At 54.6% G+C, this 13,429-nt stretch carries 16 protein-coding genes; 11 read left to right on the forward strand and 5 right to left on the reverse strand.

The features are described 5' to 3' along the window. Nucleotides 1-11 precede the first annotated feature (11 nt). Both Q371_RS02705 and Q371_RS02710 read left to right on the forward strand, forming a co-directional pair. Nucleotides 12-179, forward strand: coding sequence for a hypothetical protein (locus Q371_RS02705; protein ID WP_157442472.1), 168 nt, complete (start codon nt 12-14; stop codon nt 177-179). Nucleotides 180-289: 110 nt separating this feature from the next. Next, nucleotides 290-499 (forward strand): hypothetical protein, encoded by a 210-nt coding sequence (locus Q371_RS02710; RefSeq protein WP_034335657.1) that lies wholly within the window; start codon nt 290-292, stop codon nt 497-499. 65 nt (nt 500-564) lie between these two features. Here the strand turns inward: Q371_RS02710 and Q371_RS02715 are convergent, their stop codons facing one another. Further along, a complete protein-coding gene (locus Q371_RS02715) occupies nt 565-1,083 on the reverse strand; it encodes a hypothetical protein (RefSeq protein ID WP_157442473.1) in 519 nt (172 codons plus the stop codon). A gap of 326 nt (nt 1,084-1,409) precedes the next feature. On the opposite strand from Q371_RS02715, the gene Q371_RS02720 reads away from it, so the two are divergent. From Q371_RS02720 to Q371_RS02730, 3 genes are all read left to right on the forward strand, one after another. Continuing rightward, complete coding sequence (locus Q371_RS02720) at nt 1,410-1,670, forward strand: cold-shock protein (protein ID WP_034335666.1); 261 nt, start codon at nt 1,410-1,412, stop codon at nt 1,668-1,670. Between the two features lie 107 nt (nt 1,671-1,777). Beyond that, nucleotides 1,778-2,020 carry a hypothetical protein gene (locus Q371_RS02725; RefSeq protein ID WP_034335667.1) on the forward strand — a complete coding sequence of 81 codons (243 nt, stop codon included), beginning with the start codon at nt 1,778-1,780 and terminating at the stop codon, nt 2,018-2,020. A 165-nt stretch (nt 2,021-2,185) separates the two neighbouring features. Further along, on the forward strand, nt 2,186-2,422 hold the full coding sequence (locus tag Q371_RS02730) for a hypothetical protein (protein ID WP_034335669.1): 237 nt from the start codon (nt 2,186-2,188) through the stop codon (nt 2,420-2,422). 74 nt (nt 2,423-2,496) lie between these two features. Here the strand turns inward: Q371_RS02730 and Q371_RS02735 are convergent, their stop codons facing one another. Then, entirely contained in the window at nt 2,497-2,796 is a 300-nt protein-coding gene (locus tag Q371_RS02735; protein ID WP_034335672.1) for a hypothetical protein, read from the reverse strand. A gap of 2 nt (nt 2,797-2,798) precedes the next feature. After that, the gene (locus tag Q371_RS02740; RefSeq protein ID WP_034335675.1) at nt 2,799-3,311 is read right to left on the reverse strand and encodes a hypothetical protein; all 513 of its coding nucleotides are present in this window, start codon (nt 3,309-3,311) and stop codon (nt 2,799-2,801) included. Between the two features lie 482 nt (nt 3,312-3,793). Here Q371_RS02740 and Q371_RS02745 point away from each other — a divergent pair, with 482 nt between their 5' ends. From Q371_RS02745 to Q371_RS25160, 3 genes are all read left to right on the forward strand, one after another. Then, nucleotides 3,794-4,231 (forward strand): Rrf2 family transcriptional regulator, encoded by a 438-nt coding sequence (locus tag Q371_RS02745; protein ID WP_245618197.1) that lies wholly within the window; start codon nt 3,794-3,796, stop codon nt 4,229-4,231. A gap of 29 nt (nt 4,232-4,260) precedes the next feature. Then, nucleotides 4,261-4,953: a hypothetical protein gene (locus Q371_RS02750; protein WP_034335681.1), complete on the forward strand. Its 693-nt coding sequence runs from the start codon at nt 4,261-4,263 to the stop codon at nt 4,951-4,953. Between the two features lie 96 nt (nt 4,954-5,049). Further along, on the forward strand, nt 5,050-6,102 hold the full coding sequence (locus Q371_RS25160; RefSeq protein WP_157442474.1) for a GGDEF domain-containing protein: 1,053 nt from the start codon (nt 5,050-5,052) through the stop codon (nt 6,100-6,102). On the opposite strand, the gene Q371_RS25165 is transcribed toward Q371_RS25160, so the two are convergent. Next, nucleotides 6,090-8,333 carry an EAL domain-containing protein gene (locus Q371_RS25165; RefSeq protein ID WP_051963111.1) on the reverse strand — a complete coding sequence of 748 codons (2,244 nt, stop codon included), beginning with the start codon at nt 8,331-8,333 and terminating at the stop codon, nt 6,090-6,092. The two genes, Q371_RS25160 and Q371_RS25165, sit on opposite strands and share 13 nt — an antisense overlap. A gap of 198 nt (nt 8,334-8,531) precedes the next feature. Then, nucleotides 8,532-10,715 carry a diguanylate cyclase domain-containing protein gene (locus Q371_RS25170; RefSeq protein ID WP_051963112.1) on the reverse strand — a complete coding sequence of 728 codons (2,184 nt, stop codon included), beginning with the start codon at nt 10,713-10,715 and terminating at the stop codon, nt 8,532-8,534. 163 nt (nt 10,716-10,878) lie between these two features. Here Q371_RS25170 and Q371_RS02770 point away from each other — a divergent pair, with 163 nt between their 5' ends. The 3 genes from Q371_RS02770 to Q371_RS02780 all read left to right on the forward strand — a co-directional run bounded on the left by Q371_RS02770 (nt 10,879) and on the right by Q371_RS02780 (nt 13,424). Then, nucleotides 10,879-11,331, forward strand: a complete 453-nt coding sequence (locus Q371_RS02770; protein WP_034335683.1) for a TlpA family protein disulfide reductase — start codon at nt 10,879-10,881, stop codon at nt 11,329-11,331. A 105-nt stretch (nt 11,332-11,436) separates the two neighbouring features. Beyond that, nucleotides 11,437-11,793, forward strand: coding sequence for a hypothetical protein (locus Q371_RS02775; RefSeq protein ID WP_034335686.1), 357 nt, complete (start codon nt 11,437-11,439; stop codon nt 11,791-11,793). A 71-nt stretch (nt 11,794-11,864) separates the two neighbouring features. Then, nucleotides 11,865-13,424, forward strand: a complete 1,560-nt coding sequence (locus Q371_RS02780) for a hypothetical protein (protein WP_034335689.1) — start codon at nt 11,865-11,867, stop codon at nt 13,422-13,424. Nucleotides 13,425-13,429: the final 5 nt, after the last annotated feature.

Here is a 13,429-nt window from a genome sequence, read left to right on the forward strand (position 1 = left end):
TGACTTTTGGCATGTCACTTGAAAAAGCGTTCAGCGATCAGCCATCAGCGTTCAGCAAAAAGCTCACCAAAAGGCTTTTGCAAACAGCAAAACAAAAAGATACACACGGAAAGCCATTCAGACTTTCCGTTCAAAAGGCAGCCAGAAAACTGTCCTGCTTGCTGACGGCTGATCGCTGACGGCTGAGGGCTCTCTCTGTTGGCATGGTCCGACAGCAACTCTGCGCTGACTCTGGCTGCAATCCTGAGCCTTTCACCTGCCCGGACCTGGAACGTGGTACACTCAGGAAATGAGTGAATCTGTTCTTGCACGTGCCAAACGGGAATTTTTGTCAGGAACAGGGTTCAACAGCCCAGCACAGGCCATCTCCTCTGGCCTCAAAACCGTGGACGACTGGTCCCGGTGCCTGGACCGCTGCCGCGATGAAGCAGCAGACCTCAAACACCCCCCTCAACCCCTCAAAAAGACCCCTTTCCGGTCCAAAAACACCCGGAGTTGACCTCCTGCACAAATCCACGGACACCCTGAAGAATGGTGCCCGTGGTCAAAACATGATTTGGATGCTCAGGACTGCATGTTGCAGGGAATTTTCTTGAGCACCCCTACTGGACCGTTCAGACGGGATTTCACAGACTGGGATGTGCCTTGCAGGGTGGTGCCCCTTTCCAGCAAGGCATAAATGCACATGCGGCCCACAAAACGACCGTGCAACCATCCCCTCTGGCGCATGGCTTCGAGGGTGGCTTGCACATCCAGCAGGTTCAACTGAAGCTGCTGGGCCACCGCCCGAGCCGTTTCGCTTTTGCCACCCTGAAACCAGTTTTTCAGCAAAACAAACCATTCTTCTTTGACCCGTTGAGGATCAAATGTGAAACTGCGTTTGCTGTAGCGGATGGCACCTCGGGTGTCGGATTGCACCAGACCTTCGGTGATCAGGTCGTCCATCACCAGATGCACATTCAGGGCCGTACAACCCAGAGCTTTGCGGATTTCCACGCCCCCAACAGAGTCGTGGGTTTCCAGCAGTTCCAGCACAAGGTTGCGGTGGGCTTGTGTGGTGTTCCAGGGTGAAGTCAATTGCATGTGTTCCTCTTTCAGGGGTCCCATCTTTTCAAACAGGCAGGCGAGGTGGTTTTTCAAACACCTTGAGCGATCGAGGAAACACAAAACGGAAGCAAAAAATCAACGCGAAGTCATCAAAATCAACGCACGATCTGTTGAAGTTTTATTTTATCACGAACACATGAGAGGCAGAATTTTCAAATGTGGACACAGAGAAAAAATCATGGCTTGCTGTTTTTATTTTTCCATGCTATACTGACATTCTTCCAAGGACGCTTAAAGATCAACACGGCACCTTTTTTGAGTGCGGTGTTTTTTTGTTTTTGGGAGGGAAAAGAGCGTATAACATGGCTTCAGGTACCGTCAAGTGGTTCAATGCAGAAAAAGGTTTCGGCTTCATTTCACATCAGGGCAACCCCGATTTGTTCGCCCACTTCAGTGCCATCAAGAGCACTGGATTCAAAAAACTCAATGAAGGCGATGAAGTCGAATTCGATGTTCAAGCCGGACAAAACGGCAAAGGTCCACAGGCCGCCAACATCGTCGTGACCAAAGCTGCACCTGAAAGTGCTTACCAGAGCCAACCCCAACGTTCTTCACGCTGGTGATCGGCTGAAACGTGCAAGAAGACCGAACTTTCGGTCTTCTTTTGCTTTTGAAGGATCAAACACTGGAAACTTGTGCAAATCGGGTTTCCTTTGCAGAAAGGCACATCATGAACGCATACCGTTTCAAGTTGACTTTCTCTCCCCACGAACGCCCCACGCCCAACCTGCAAGGCTGGATTGAAAGCCTGACCGGTCAGCAAGTGACCCTCCACAAATGGCCTCTGGTGTCCTTGTGGTGGCACAGGGATCAGGGATGTGAAGTGCACCTGCAAGCCACCCGCAGCGATGCTCTGGCTTTTTACAACCTGATGCTGCAACACCACCGCATCGAGTCCATTCAAACCATCTGATTTGAAGCATTTGCCAGAAGCACCAGAGGTTTTCTCTCTAAAAAAATGTTTTGAAATGAGAGGATTCAGACAAATCCCCTCATTTCACGGATCAACGCACTCAACACCTCCATCCCATTTTGGTTGAACGCCTGATGCAATCCTCAAGCCAAAGAAGGTCTGAACATGAAAGAAGAATTGTTGCTGCCCACCTTGCGCCGTTTGCTCACTGAAATTGTGCGGTTGCGCTTCAAAGACCAGTACGAGAGGCACCGCCAGATGCGTGAGCACCTCGCAGATCAGGAAATCCGTTTGAAAATCTCGGACATGGAGCAACTGGTCATTCCCTTGCTTGGGCCTGCGGACACCGAGCGGGTGATTCTGGCTGCCCTGAAAGACGCCAGAGACCCGAACCTGCCCTGAGCACACCGCATCCAAAAAAGAGGAAACCCCAAAAGGTTTCCTCTTTTGATTTGCTCTTTTGATTTGTGCTGCCCTCAGGGGGCAGACATCCAGAATGTCAAACGGTAACGGTCTGGTAAACCCTCTTGCTGAAGCAGGTGCACGTGGTCTGCCTGATCAAAAACCGCTTGATGGGAGGTGCAATCCATCAAGATGTACGTGACTTCACAACGCTGGTCCAGAGAGTTCTGGTAGCGGTCCCATTCGGGTGCCGTGAGGTGAACCAGCACCCCCTGAGGTTCAAGGGGAGATTCGTAAATCACATCAAGGGTTTGAAAAACATGCAAAGTGGACACCGGATTCGCATCAGGACTCTGGAAAGTGGGATCAGGCATGGTCAATGGCCCTTGCCGGCCATTTTGCCATTTGAGGCCAGAACATCATCGTTCAGGCGACCCATGCGCTCTGCAGAAGCCTGCAACAGGACACCGCGCTTGCGCAGCGAATACACGCACATGTTCCCCACAAAATGCCCGTACAGGAGGCCCTCTTTGCGCATTTCTTCAAGGGTGGCCCGGGCATCTGGGATGTTCACATTCAACTGGCGGGCCAGACTGAACACCGTTTCGCGGTGGCCTTTGGAGAACCACACCTCGAAGGGCAAGAACCACTCGGGGTGAACCAGCTCTGGATCATGCTCGAACTCCCTTTTGCTGTACCGCACGGTGTTGCGAAGGTTGTCGGTTTGCACCAGACCCTGTGCAATCAATTCTGCGAGCACCGTTTGCAGGTCATGGGCGGTCAAGCCAAGGGCCAGACGGATCTCGTGACCTCCCAGGCTGAGCTGTTTGGACAGCAAATTCAGAACTGCACCCTGCTGGTTTTGCAGTGTGGATGAAGCATTCAACATGTTGTGCCTCTTTCATGACGGCAGGCCTGCTGCACGAGCAGGACCCAGAGAGAACCACCTGAAGAGGTGATGGTGTGGGCAGACGGTCCACAGGAACACGTGCGTTCCCGTGCCGTTGACTGAACGTTGATCGTACCACACCCCCATGAGAAAGCCTGACAACCTCAAACAGGGTCAGCGCAAAGTCTGGCTTTTAGCATGTCACTTGAAAAAGAGTTCAGCGATCAGCCCTCAGCTTTCAGCAAAAAGCCCACCAAAAGGCTTTTGCAAACAGCAAAACAAAAAGCCACAAACGGAAAGCCACTCAGACTTTCCGTTCAAAAGGCAGCCAGAAAACTGTCCTGATTGCTGACGGCTGATCGCTGACGGCTGATGGCTCTTGGTGTTGGCATGGCCTGACAGAGACTTTGCGCTGACCCTGAATGGAAAACCACCACAAACCTGCACCGTCCTTGTAATATCATGGATTACAGGAGTTCTTGATGATCAGCAGCCGTTATGCCGTGGCCGTCCACATCCTCAGTCTGATTGCCTTCACCCCGGAACAGCCCCAGTCTTCCGAAGATCTGGCGGCCAGCATCGGGGTGCATCCTGTGCTGGTGCGGTCCACCCTCGGGCTGTTGCGCAAAGCAGGTCTGGTGCACACCCGTCAGGGCGTGGCCGGGTCACAACTCACACGTCCCCTGTCGGAGATCACCATGTTGGAGGTGTTCCGGGCCGTTCTGGACGAAAAAGACTTGTTCTCGATGCACGACCAGCCCAACCCAAATTGTCCCATCGGGCGCAACATTCAGGGTTCTCTGGAGTGGGTCTTTCTGGAAGCCACCAGAGGCATGGAAGAGCGCCTTGCCCGAGTGACCCTCGCCGATGTGGTCGATGACCTGTCCCACCGCATCGACACGCCTTCATCTCTGGTTTGATCCTGCAGATGGGATACCATCAAGGCAAGATGAGTGAACCCCTGTACGTGCCTGACTTTCGCAAGTTCACCTTGCGTGAAATGCTGGACCATGCCCCGAGCCCGTGGATTGGCATCATGGGCTTTTTGCTGTCCCGTTTTGGTCTGATCAACTCCGATCAGGGGCAACCCGCCCCCAACCCCTTGTCTGAAGACCTTGCCCCTTTTGAACATCTGCCGGAAGTCCATCAGGAAGGTGTGCTGAACGCCAGTCAGAAGCTGGAAAAGCTGGGTTTTGAACGCCTGACTTTCATGCACAACCCGAAGTTTCCAGAGGTCTCTGGGGCGTACCTGCTGCACCAGAACCGACAGTTGGTGGCTTTTGTGGCGGTGGCCAAAAACCCTGCACCTGCAGGCGGGAAAGCCAGTCTGAAAGAGGTGTTTTCTTTGCTGGGTTTCATGCCGGATGGTCATTGTTTCAGTGTGACCACCGCACCGTTTTTGCAGGTGCCCCACATCACCCGTGTGCATGTGCGGGATGGGAAACCCGAGGGGCTTTTGAAATTGCTGGAACGTCAGGTGCAAGGCAAAACCCTCCGTTCCTTCCAGAGCCTTTCTGAAATCGAAGAGGTCATGGACGACATGTCCATGCGAAGCCACCGTTCTCTGGTCCAGAGGGGAGTCAGGAAGATGCTCCCTCAAAACCCCAAAGCAGAGGAAGCCCCCGAAGCCGAAGAAAACTGAGTTGGGGTGATCGGCCCACGACACCTTTCACATTGTGATGACAGCGTCGTAAGGTTTCGACAAGTGGGGGTTTTCTACACTGATGGCGAGGTTCCCATGCGTGACTCCAGAGCCCCCTCCTCCACCGAACAGTTTGTGCAGCGTTTCAAACGGCAGTTGTACCGTCTGGTGACGTTTTTTGCCTTTCTGGTCTGCCTGATGGGCGCCCTGTACTCACAGGCCCATCCTCTGGCTTACGGCATCATGGGAACGCTTTTTCTGGGATCCCACCTGTACCTGACGGTTTTCCCGAATCCCAACCTGCCCAGAGCCGAAGGGGTGAACCTGTTCCTCGGGACGTTGCTGACGCTGTATCAGCTTTACACAGGCATTTTCTGGAAACCTGTGGCTCTGGAAGGCTACTGGGTGCTGTTCACCATGACTTCCCTGAGTGTGCTGGCTTTCTCTTACCAGAGGGCTTTGCAAGTGATTGTGCTGCAAGGGACTCTGGGACTCCTGACCCCGTGGGGTGCAGACCTGCTTCACCACCAGTTCAATGCCAACGACCGTTTGTACCTGATCAGCATGCAGGTTCTGGTGCTTGCAGCCATGTCCTTGCAATCTGCGGTGGCATGGTTCAAGGAGCAGTTCTACACTGCCGAAACCCACCGTCAGGTGCTGGAACAGCAAGCATGGACCGATCCCCTGACTGGACTGCACAACCGCAGATCCACCCTGAGAACACTGAAAGAGGCCCTCCAGAGACCCCGCACTGCAACGGTGATTCTGCTGGACATTGACCACTTCAAAAGCATCAATGACCGATTTGGTCACAACACGGGCGATGAGGTGCTCAGAGGGGTGGCCCGACTGCTGCACCTGAAAGTGCGTGGAGAAGACCACGTGGGCAGGTGGGGTGGAGAAGAATTTCTGCTGATCCTGCCCAACACCTGTCTGCAAGACGCCCTTCTGGTCGCTGAAAAGATCCACGAAGCCCTGCAAGAGCACCCTTTTGAAACTGTGGGACAGGTGACGGCAAGCCTCGGGGTGGCCACGCATCAGGCTTCAGAAAGTGTGCAGGACTGGGTGAACCGGGCAGATCAGGCCCTCTACCAGAGCAAGCAAACCGGGCGCAATCGGGTTTCGGCCCATCCGTTTCAGACCTCCTGAGGGGTTTTCAGGCCATTTCGCCACACACCCCGGTCTTCTGTGGCCCAGAGCAAAAACGCCTCTGCATTCAGGGGTCTGGAAATGTGGTAACCTTGCGCTTCTGTGCACCCTTCTGACTGCAAAAATTGCAGGGTTTCGGTGTCTTCGACCCCTTCTGCAACCACTTTTTTGCCCAGTTTGTGGGCCACCAGCAGGATGCTTTCCACCAGTGCTCGGCTCTGGCTGGAGGTGGTGGGCTGCATGAACTCACGGTCGATTTTCACTTCACGGACCGGAAAGCGGTTCAGGTGGCTCAGGCTGGAAAACCCGGTCCCAAAGTCGTCCAGAGACAGCACAATCCCGAGGGCACTCAAAGCCTGAAGCTGCTGCAACACCACATCTTCTTGCTTGATCAGCAGGGTTTCGGTGATTTCCAGAATGACTTGCTCTGGCTTCAAGAGGTACTTTTGCAAGCACTGTTGAACGTGCGTCACAAACAGGGGCGAGTTGATCTGCTGGGGTGACACGTTGATGGCAAGGGTGGGCAGATCGAGGCCCTGTTTCCTCCAGAGCAGGTGCTGCTGGAAAGCGGTTTCCAGAACCCAATTGCCGATGTGGTGCATTTCACCGATCTCTTCGGCCAGAGGGATGAACCGGTCCGGTCCAATGGGGCCCAACTCGGGGTGGATCCAGCGGCACAGCACTTCTGCTCCGCACACCTGCAAGGTGGTCAGGTCCACTTTGGGCTGGTACACCAGATGCATTTCTTCACGGCGGATGGCGTTCCTCAGGCCATTTTCCAGAACCAGACGTTCTTGCAGGTGACCGCGCAGCTCGGGCGAGTAGAACTGGTGGTTGTTGCCTCCCTGCTGGGCTTTGGCCTGATACATGGCGGCGTCTGCTTGCTGCAACAACATGGAAGCATCGAGGGCCTCGTCGGGATACACACTGATCCCAATGCTGGCCGTCACATGAAGTTCATGGCTCTGGATGCGGAAGGGTTGCTGCACAGCACTCAAAATCCGTTCGCACAATTTGCCCACATCCCGAAGGCCCTTGAACCCCGAGAGCACAAACACGAATTCGTCTCCGCCCAGACGGCCCACCGTGTCCCCTTTGCGCAGGATGCTTTTCAGGCGGGCAGCCACCGACTTGAGGAGGCGGTCTCCCACCTCATGCCCGAGGGTGTCGTTGATGTGCTTGAAGCGGTCGAGGTCCATGAACATCACCGCCACACGGCTCTGGCGGTCACGGGCATGGTGCAAAGCCTGATCCAGACGGTCTTGCAGCAAAGACCGGTTGGGCAGGTGGGTGAGCACATCGTAGTGGGCCAGAAACTTGATGCGCTCATGGGCCTCTTTCTGGGTGGTGATGTCCATGGACAATCCAACCAATCTGGGTCCTGTCAGGGTGGCCTCCCAACTGGCTTTCAGGTGCAACCAGTGCTCCGTGCCATCTGGCCACAGCACCGGAATCTGGGCATCCAGAGGGTTGTGGTTCTCCACACACCGCTGCACCTCCACCAGAAAACCCTCTCGAATGCGAACGGGCAGAAAACCCATGAATTCATCCAGATGCAGATCCACGATGGGCTGCTCTGGAAGGCCAAGCAGCAAAGCCCCCTGAGGACCACTGGAAAAAGTGTTTCGTCGGGGGTCATATTCGAAATGGGTGACCTGTGCAAACCGCTGGGCACTCTCCAACCGAAGGGCCTGTTCTTGCAACTGCAAATCGGTCTCCACCTGATGGGTGATGTCCTTCTGAATTCCAACGTAATGGCGCACCTGTCCATGCTGCTCCACAGGAAACAGGGTCAGTTCATTGTAAAAAAGCGTTCCGTCTTTGCGGAAGTTCTTCAGGGTGACCTGCACAGATCGGCGTTCACGCATGGCTTGCCGGATCTGTTCCAGACCCGACTGGTCCCGGTGGTCCCCTTGCAAAAAACGGCAGTTTTTGCCCAGCACTTCCTGAACGGTGTAGCCCGTCAGCCTTTCAAACGCCTCATTGGCATAAATGATGGGCATGTCTGGTTGTTCCAGATCCACAATGGTCACACCATTGTAAATGGCGTCCAAAGCTCGGGTTTTCAGTTCTTCAAGGTCTTTTGCAGGCAGCAGGGGAGAAAAAGGAGTTTGCCTCAGACCATAACCCAGCGGATTTCCGGCAGCATCCAGCACCCGAAAACGCAGGGCCTGCAGGGCTGGACGTTTGAGGGGAAAGGGTCGGTGTAGAACAGAGAGCGATGAGGTCACAGGCTTCCTCCAGAGGGAACACCACGCTGCGGGGCAGGCCCTGCAGGCAAGTTGTGGAAGTACAGTACCACCGAGTGATGACCAAATGATTGCCGGTCCTGTCAGGGTCCACAAAAGGCGCCATCAAAAGAAAAAGAATTGTGTTCCTGACTCCATCCTACAAGCTGAAAAGAAATCCTGCAGGCTGAACCTTGCAGTTCAGCCTGTTTGGAACACCGTGTGCCGGTTGCGTCCCTGTTTTTTGCTCTGGTACAGGGCAAGGTCAGCTTGATGGAGCACTTCTGCGGCAGCCAGAGGTTTCTGGGGATTCAACACGGCAACCCCGAGGCTGAATGTCACTTTTTGATCGAAAGGGGATGATGGATGCGGGATGCCCTGGAGGCGCATGGCCTTCAGGAGGTTTCGGGCCACCACCTCTGCACCTTGCAAACCCGTATTGGGAAGCACCACCACAAATTCCTCGCCGCCATAACGGGCACAGAAGTCCCGTTCTCTGCGGGTGGAATTCTTGAGGACCGCTGCCACCTGCTTCAGACAAACATCCCCCTGCAAATGGCCGAAAAGGTCGTTGTACTGCTTGAAAAAGTCCACATCGCAGAGCAGCACAGCCAGAGGGCTCTGGCGTTCCTGATGGTGCCCGATTTCCCGTTCAAGGTAGAGGTCCAGTGCCGAACGGTTGAACAGTCCGGTCAATCCATCGGTCATGGCGGATTGCTGCAACTCCTGATTGATGGCTTTGAGGGCCTGCTCGGCATGCATGCGGATGACGATTTCCTGTTCCAGTTCACGGGTGCGTTCCCGCACCTGCTGCTCCAGTTGATGGGTGTATTCCTGTTGCAACTGGGTGATGTGCAGGTTGTGCAGTCCCTGACTGAGGGTGACGCGCAAGTTCTCAACGCTGAAATGCGGATCTGTGGGCTTCTCAAAGACCAGCAGTCCGTGCTGGTGGTCTTTCACAAACAGGGGAACCACCAGCAAGTGGCCTTTCTGGAATTCATGCTGCCACTCTGCTGGAAGCAATGCTTGAGTCTGAAACGGAACAGAGATGGGGCCAGACCTTCTGGAGGTCAACAGCAACTCAGCCTGCTCTGGAATGCGTGCTCTGACCTGAGGGTAACCCACCAGAAAAAACCGGGGCAGCCCCAGAGAATGCAGGTACCGCTCTGCATCCTGCAACCAGACTTGCCGATCTTGCTGCGAGGTCAGGGACAGGGCCAGTCGGGTGCTGACCCGGTTGGTGCTGCTCAAGCCCTGATAAGCCGCGCCTGAAGAGTGCATCTGTCCAACCACCACGCCGACCATCAACAAAAGAAGCTCAGTGGCGGTCCTGCGGTCCTGTGGCTGGGCAAAATGCTGCTGGCACTGCAGAAGCAACTGTTTGAGGTTCAGGGTCTGGGTTGCATCATCGCCTGCTTTGTGGCAATGGCGCAAAAAGTCCTGAGGGGTGCTCTGGCCCTGCACCACCTTTGCGATTTCCTGAATCAGCACTTCTGGCGCATGGGAATACGGCAACTGGTAAAGCCACTCTGGCAAAGAGCCGCAAGATTCACGGACCACCAGACGACTGGCCTGCACCACATCTTCTGCACCAGAGCAATTCCAGTTTTGCAGCACCTGCACCGCAGCCTGGCCCAGACCCGGCACCTCCTGACGGACGGTGGTGAGTGGAGGACTGGCATGGCGGGCCTCTTCAATGTCATCGAAACCGACCACCGCCACATCTGCAGGAACCTGCAGCCCGTGTTGCGCAAGGGCACGGATCGCTCCGAGGGCCATTTCGTCATTCAGGCACACCACCACATCAAAATCCACGCCCTGCTGAATCAGGCGTGCGACCTCTCTCTCGGCTGTAGGACCATAAAAATCTCCGGTTACAGTGGCAACTGGCACAAGATCCTGAGCTGAAAGCACCTCATGGACCACCTCTTCCCTGAGGATGCTCTCAGGGTTGTCAGGAGACCCCTGCACAACCACGAACCTCTGGTATCCCCGGTCCAGCAAATGCCGACAGAGGTGCTCCATCCCCGGACGGTTGTCCAGCATGACTGCAGGAAAACCAGCCACTTTGCGACCGATGGTCACGGTTTTCAGGGGATGCAGTTTGTGCAGGTACTGGCTGAACACTTCATCATCCAGCGTGATGCCAAGGGTGGCAGCACTGACCAGAGCACCCGAAAACCGCTCAGGGCAGATCAGGCCATACACATCGTTGGCACTCTGGAAAATGGGATTGTCTGAAGCCAACTGGTGGCCCACAAAAGTCAGGGAAGCTTGTTGGCTTTGATCCAGAGCATGGGTGATGCCACGGTGGATCTGGATCTGGTGGTCGTAGAAGTAATCCACCACCAGCAAAACTGGCAAGGACAGGGGGACATCTGGCACAACTTCTCCTTCAGAGAAAGCTAGGGGGCGGCTGGGGAAACCATTGGAGGGCTTTGCACGAAGGATGCCTCTCAAGTCTAAGCCTGCGGACCTCTCCTGCTTCTTACAGGCATTTGTGGCCGATGCAACTAGAGCACCAGACGGCACAGGGTATGCTCTGAACATGGAATGGCCAGAGGCTCAAGATTTCGTGCATGGGGAGGTGCTGCCTTCGCCTGAAACCTGGAACAAACCGGGTCTGGTGATGTTCTTTCATCTGGAGTGCGCAGGGTGTGTCAGTCGGGGCATTCCCTTCATGAAAGGGTTGCACCGTGAGCATGGAGACCGCCTCAATTTGCTCGCCATTCACACCGCCAGAGGGCACCGCATCCTGCCCCGAGATCAGGTGGAGGCCAGCGTGCAGCATTTCGCCCAATCCTTTGCCCGCTTGCCTTTTGCAGTGGCTCTGGATCTGGACGGGTCTCTGGCCTCGCATCATCACACAGAGGGCACACCCCACTGGTTGGTGTTTGATGGGCAAGGGCAAATGGTGCGCAGCATTTATGGCAGTCAGGACAACGCCCGCACCCGACTGGTTTACCTGCTGGAAGAACTGCTGACCCCTTCAGAACCCTGATCAAATTAAAGGTTTTTTACTTCTGTCCAAAAAGTTGTGTGATGGGCCACAAGGCATCATGAACCCATCAGGGCCTCCTGTCGCAGGCTCTGGAACGGAGTGCCCATGTCTTCGCTGCCCACCCATCACGTTTACGATGTTCCACCCGAGGTGGTCCGGTCCTGCTGCTTGCTGGCCGACCTCTTTCAGCCGTTCGGTCCACGTTTCCAGAGTTTTTCGCGGTTTGAACTGCTCCGGGTGGCCCGTGAGGTCTTCGACTGCGTGACTCTGGATGCCCACTGGGACGAGGAGGAATTGCTGGAGTGCATCACCTCCACTGCTGCCGAACAAAAGTCGCACGAGATGTTCATTTTGCAGTTTCCGGGCAGTGTGGTGCAGGGCTTTGTGCTGCTGGTGCCCAACAAGAACCTGACTTTGCTGCTGGATGTGCTTCTGAAAGCCGGGCTTCGGCTTCCCCACTGAACGGTCACGTTACAGGGCTTGCAGGGTCTGGTACAGCTCTGGGTTCTTTCCAAACCCAGTAACATTGGGGCATGGCTTTTTCGGAACCCGATGAACTCCAAATTCAAGCATGGCAAACGTTGCTGGAGCAGGGCATCTTGCTGGAACACATTCCCGAGCATCCCCATCTGGAGTTTTGGGTTCGTGAAGGCAACCAGTTCGAAAAGACAGGTGAATGGTTGGCCCTGCCTGATTTCACCGAACAAGATTTGCCTCTGACACACCTGTTTTTTGCATCTTCCTTGTGGACCGACCTCAATGGCAACGTGTTGGTTCGAGCATCAGGCTTCCCTTCCGAACAAACATTTCAGGGGGTGTTCCAGAGTGGGATGCTGGAAATGCTGATGGGCCACACCCTGTCATTGCCTCTGCTCTACAGGTATGGGCCTGACACCACCGATCCAGCATTTCTGGAATCTGAGCGTCTGGTTCTGGTGTTGGATGCTGGTCAGCAACCAGAAAATGCTCTGGCAGGTCTTCGCAAGATGACAGGAGCTGAACTGGTTCAACAAGCATCTCTCCAGACGCAAAAAGATCTGGCTTTGCTGCCTCACCTGACCCTTTCTGAGCAAGATGTGCCTGTGTGTGGTTGGCAGGTGCATGTGAGGGATCGGCACCAGAGCCTGCTTTTTCAAACCACATCATGGTTTTTGCACTTGAAAAGCTTGCCCACAGGATGGACCCAAACCCCTCATGACCTTGTGAATGATCCATCCACGTTTTCTTCGTTGACAGACCTGGAAGGTGAGGTGCTCTTGGTTCCTGTGGGGTCCACTCAAGCCAATTTGCCTTCAAGACCACAGTTGGTTTTAAAAAGAGGTGTTCTTGAGACGTTGCTGGACACGGCTTTAGCTCTTGCCACGAAAACACCAGACCCCCTGCCTGCAACTCCAATCCCTCTGCAAGAAACCCTGCGCCTCTGGCTTCAAGGATTGGAAGCAAAGGAAGACTGCACACGCTTCATGAACCAACTGAAGGAGCACAGGCAGCAGTTTTTGCTGCATCAACCTGTTCTGGCAAAACATTTTTACCTTCCAATGCCTGAGGTGCGCAGGCTGGCTCAGGGGCTTTTGATGCATCCTCTGGCCCTGAAGCAACACCTGATCCAGCAGTGTTTGATGGCCTGCATCTGGCAGGAAACCCAAAAAACCGTGCATCTGAACGGTGATGGCCTTCAACAGTTGCGTCAAGAAGCTCTGGAATTGCATCTTGGAAGCCTGAACTTGATGGTATGGCCTCTGGGATGGGCTGCATCTGCATCCAGATGGGTGGGTGGCATTTTACCTTCTGCGGGATATTTGGTGGGAATGGTTTCAAGCATGGGTGACTTCATGTGGGACGATCCTGAACTTCTGCTGGTCCTTTTTGTGGAAGTCAATGGTCAGTGTCATCCAGTGATTGTTCAGGTGAAGTTGGACCAGATGGTTGGAGATGTGTATTTTGCTGGGGTGCCTCTCCTTGAAAGCGCACTGCGCAGTCAAGGATTTTCCAACACATTGGCTCGGGTTCCTGATGCTGCATCTGCCTTGATGCATGAACTGGTCCAAGAGTGGTTGCACTCCAACCTTGAAAACCCCTCTAATCTCTCATGATTTTA

The sequence above is a fragment of the Deinococcus misasensis DSM 22328 genome (assembly GCF_000745915.1).
GTDB lineage: Bacteria > Deinococcota > Deinococci > Deinococcales > Deinococcaceae > Deinococcus_C > Deinococcus_C misasensis.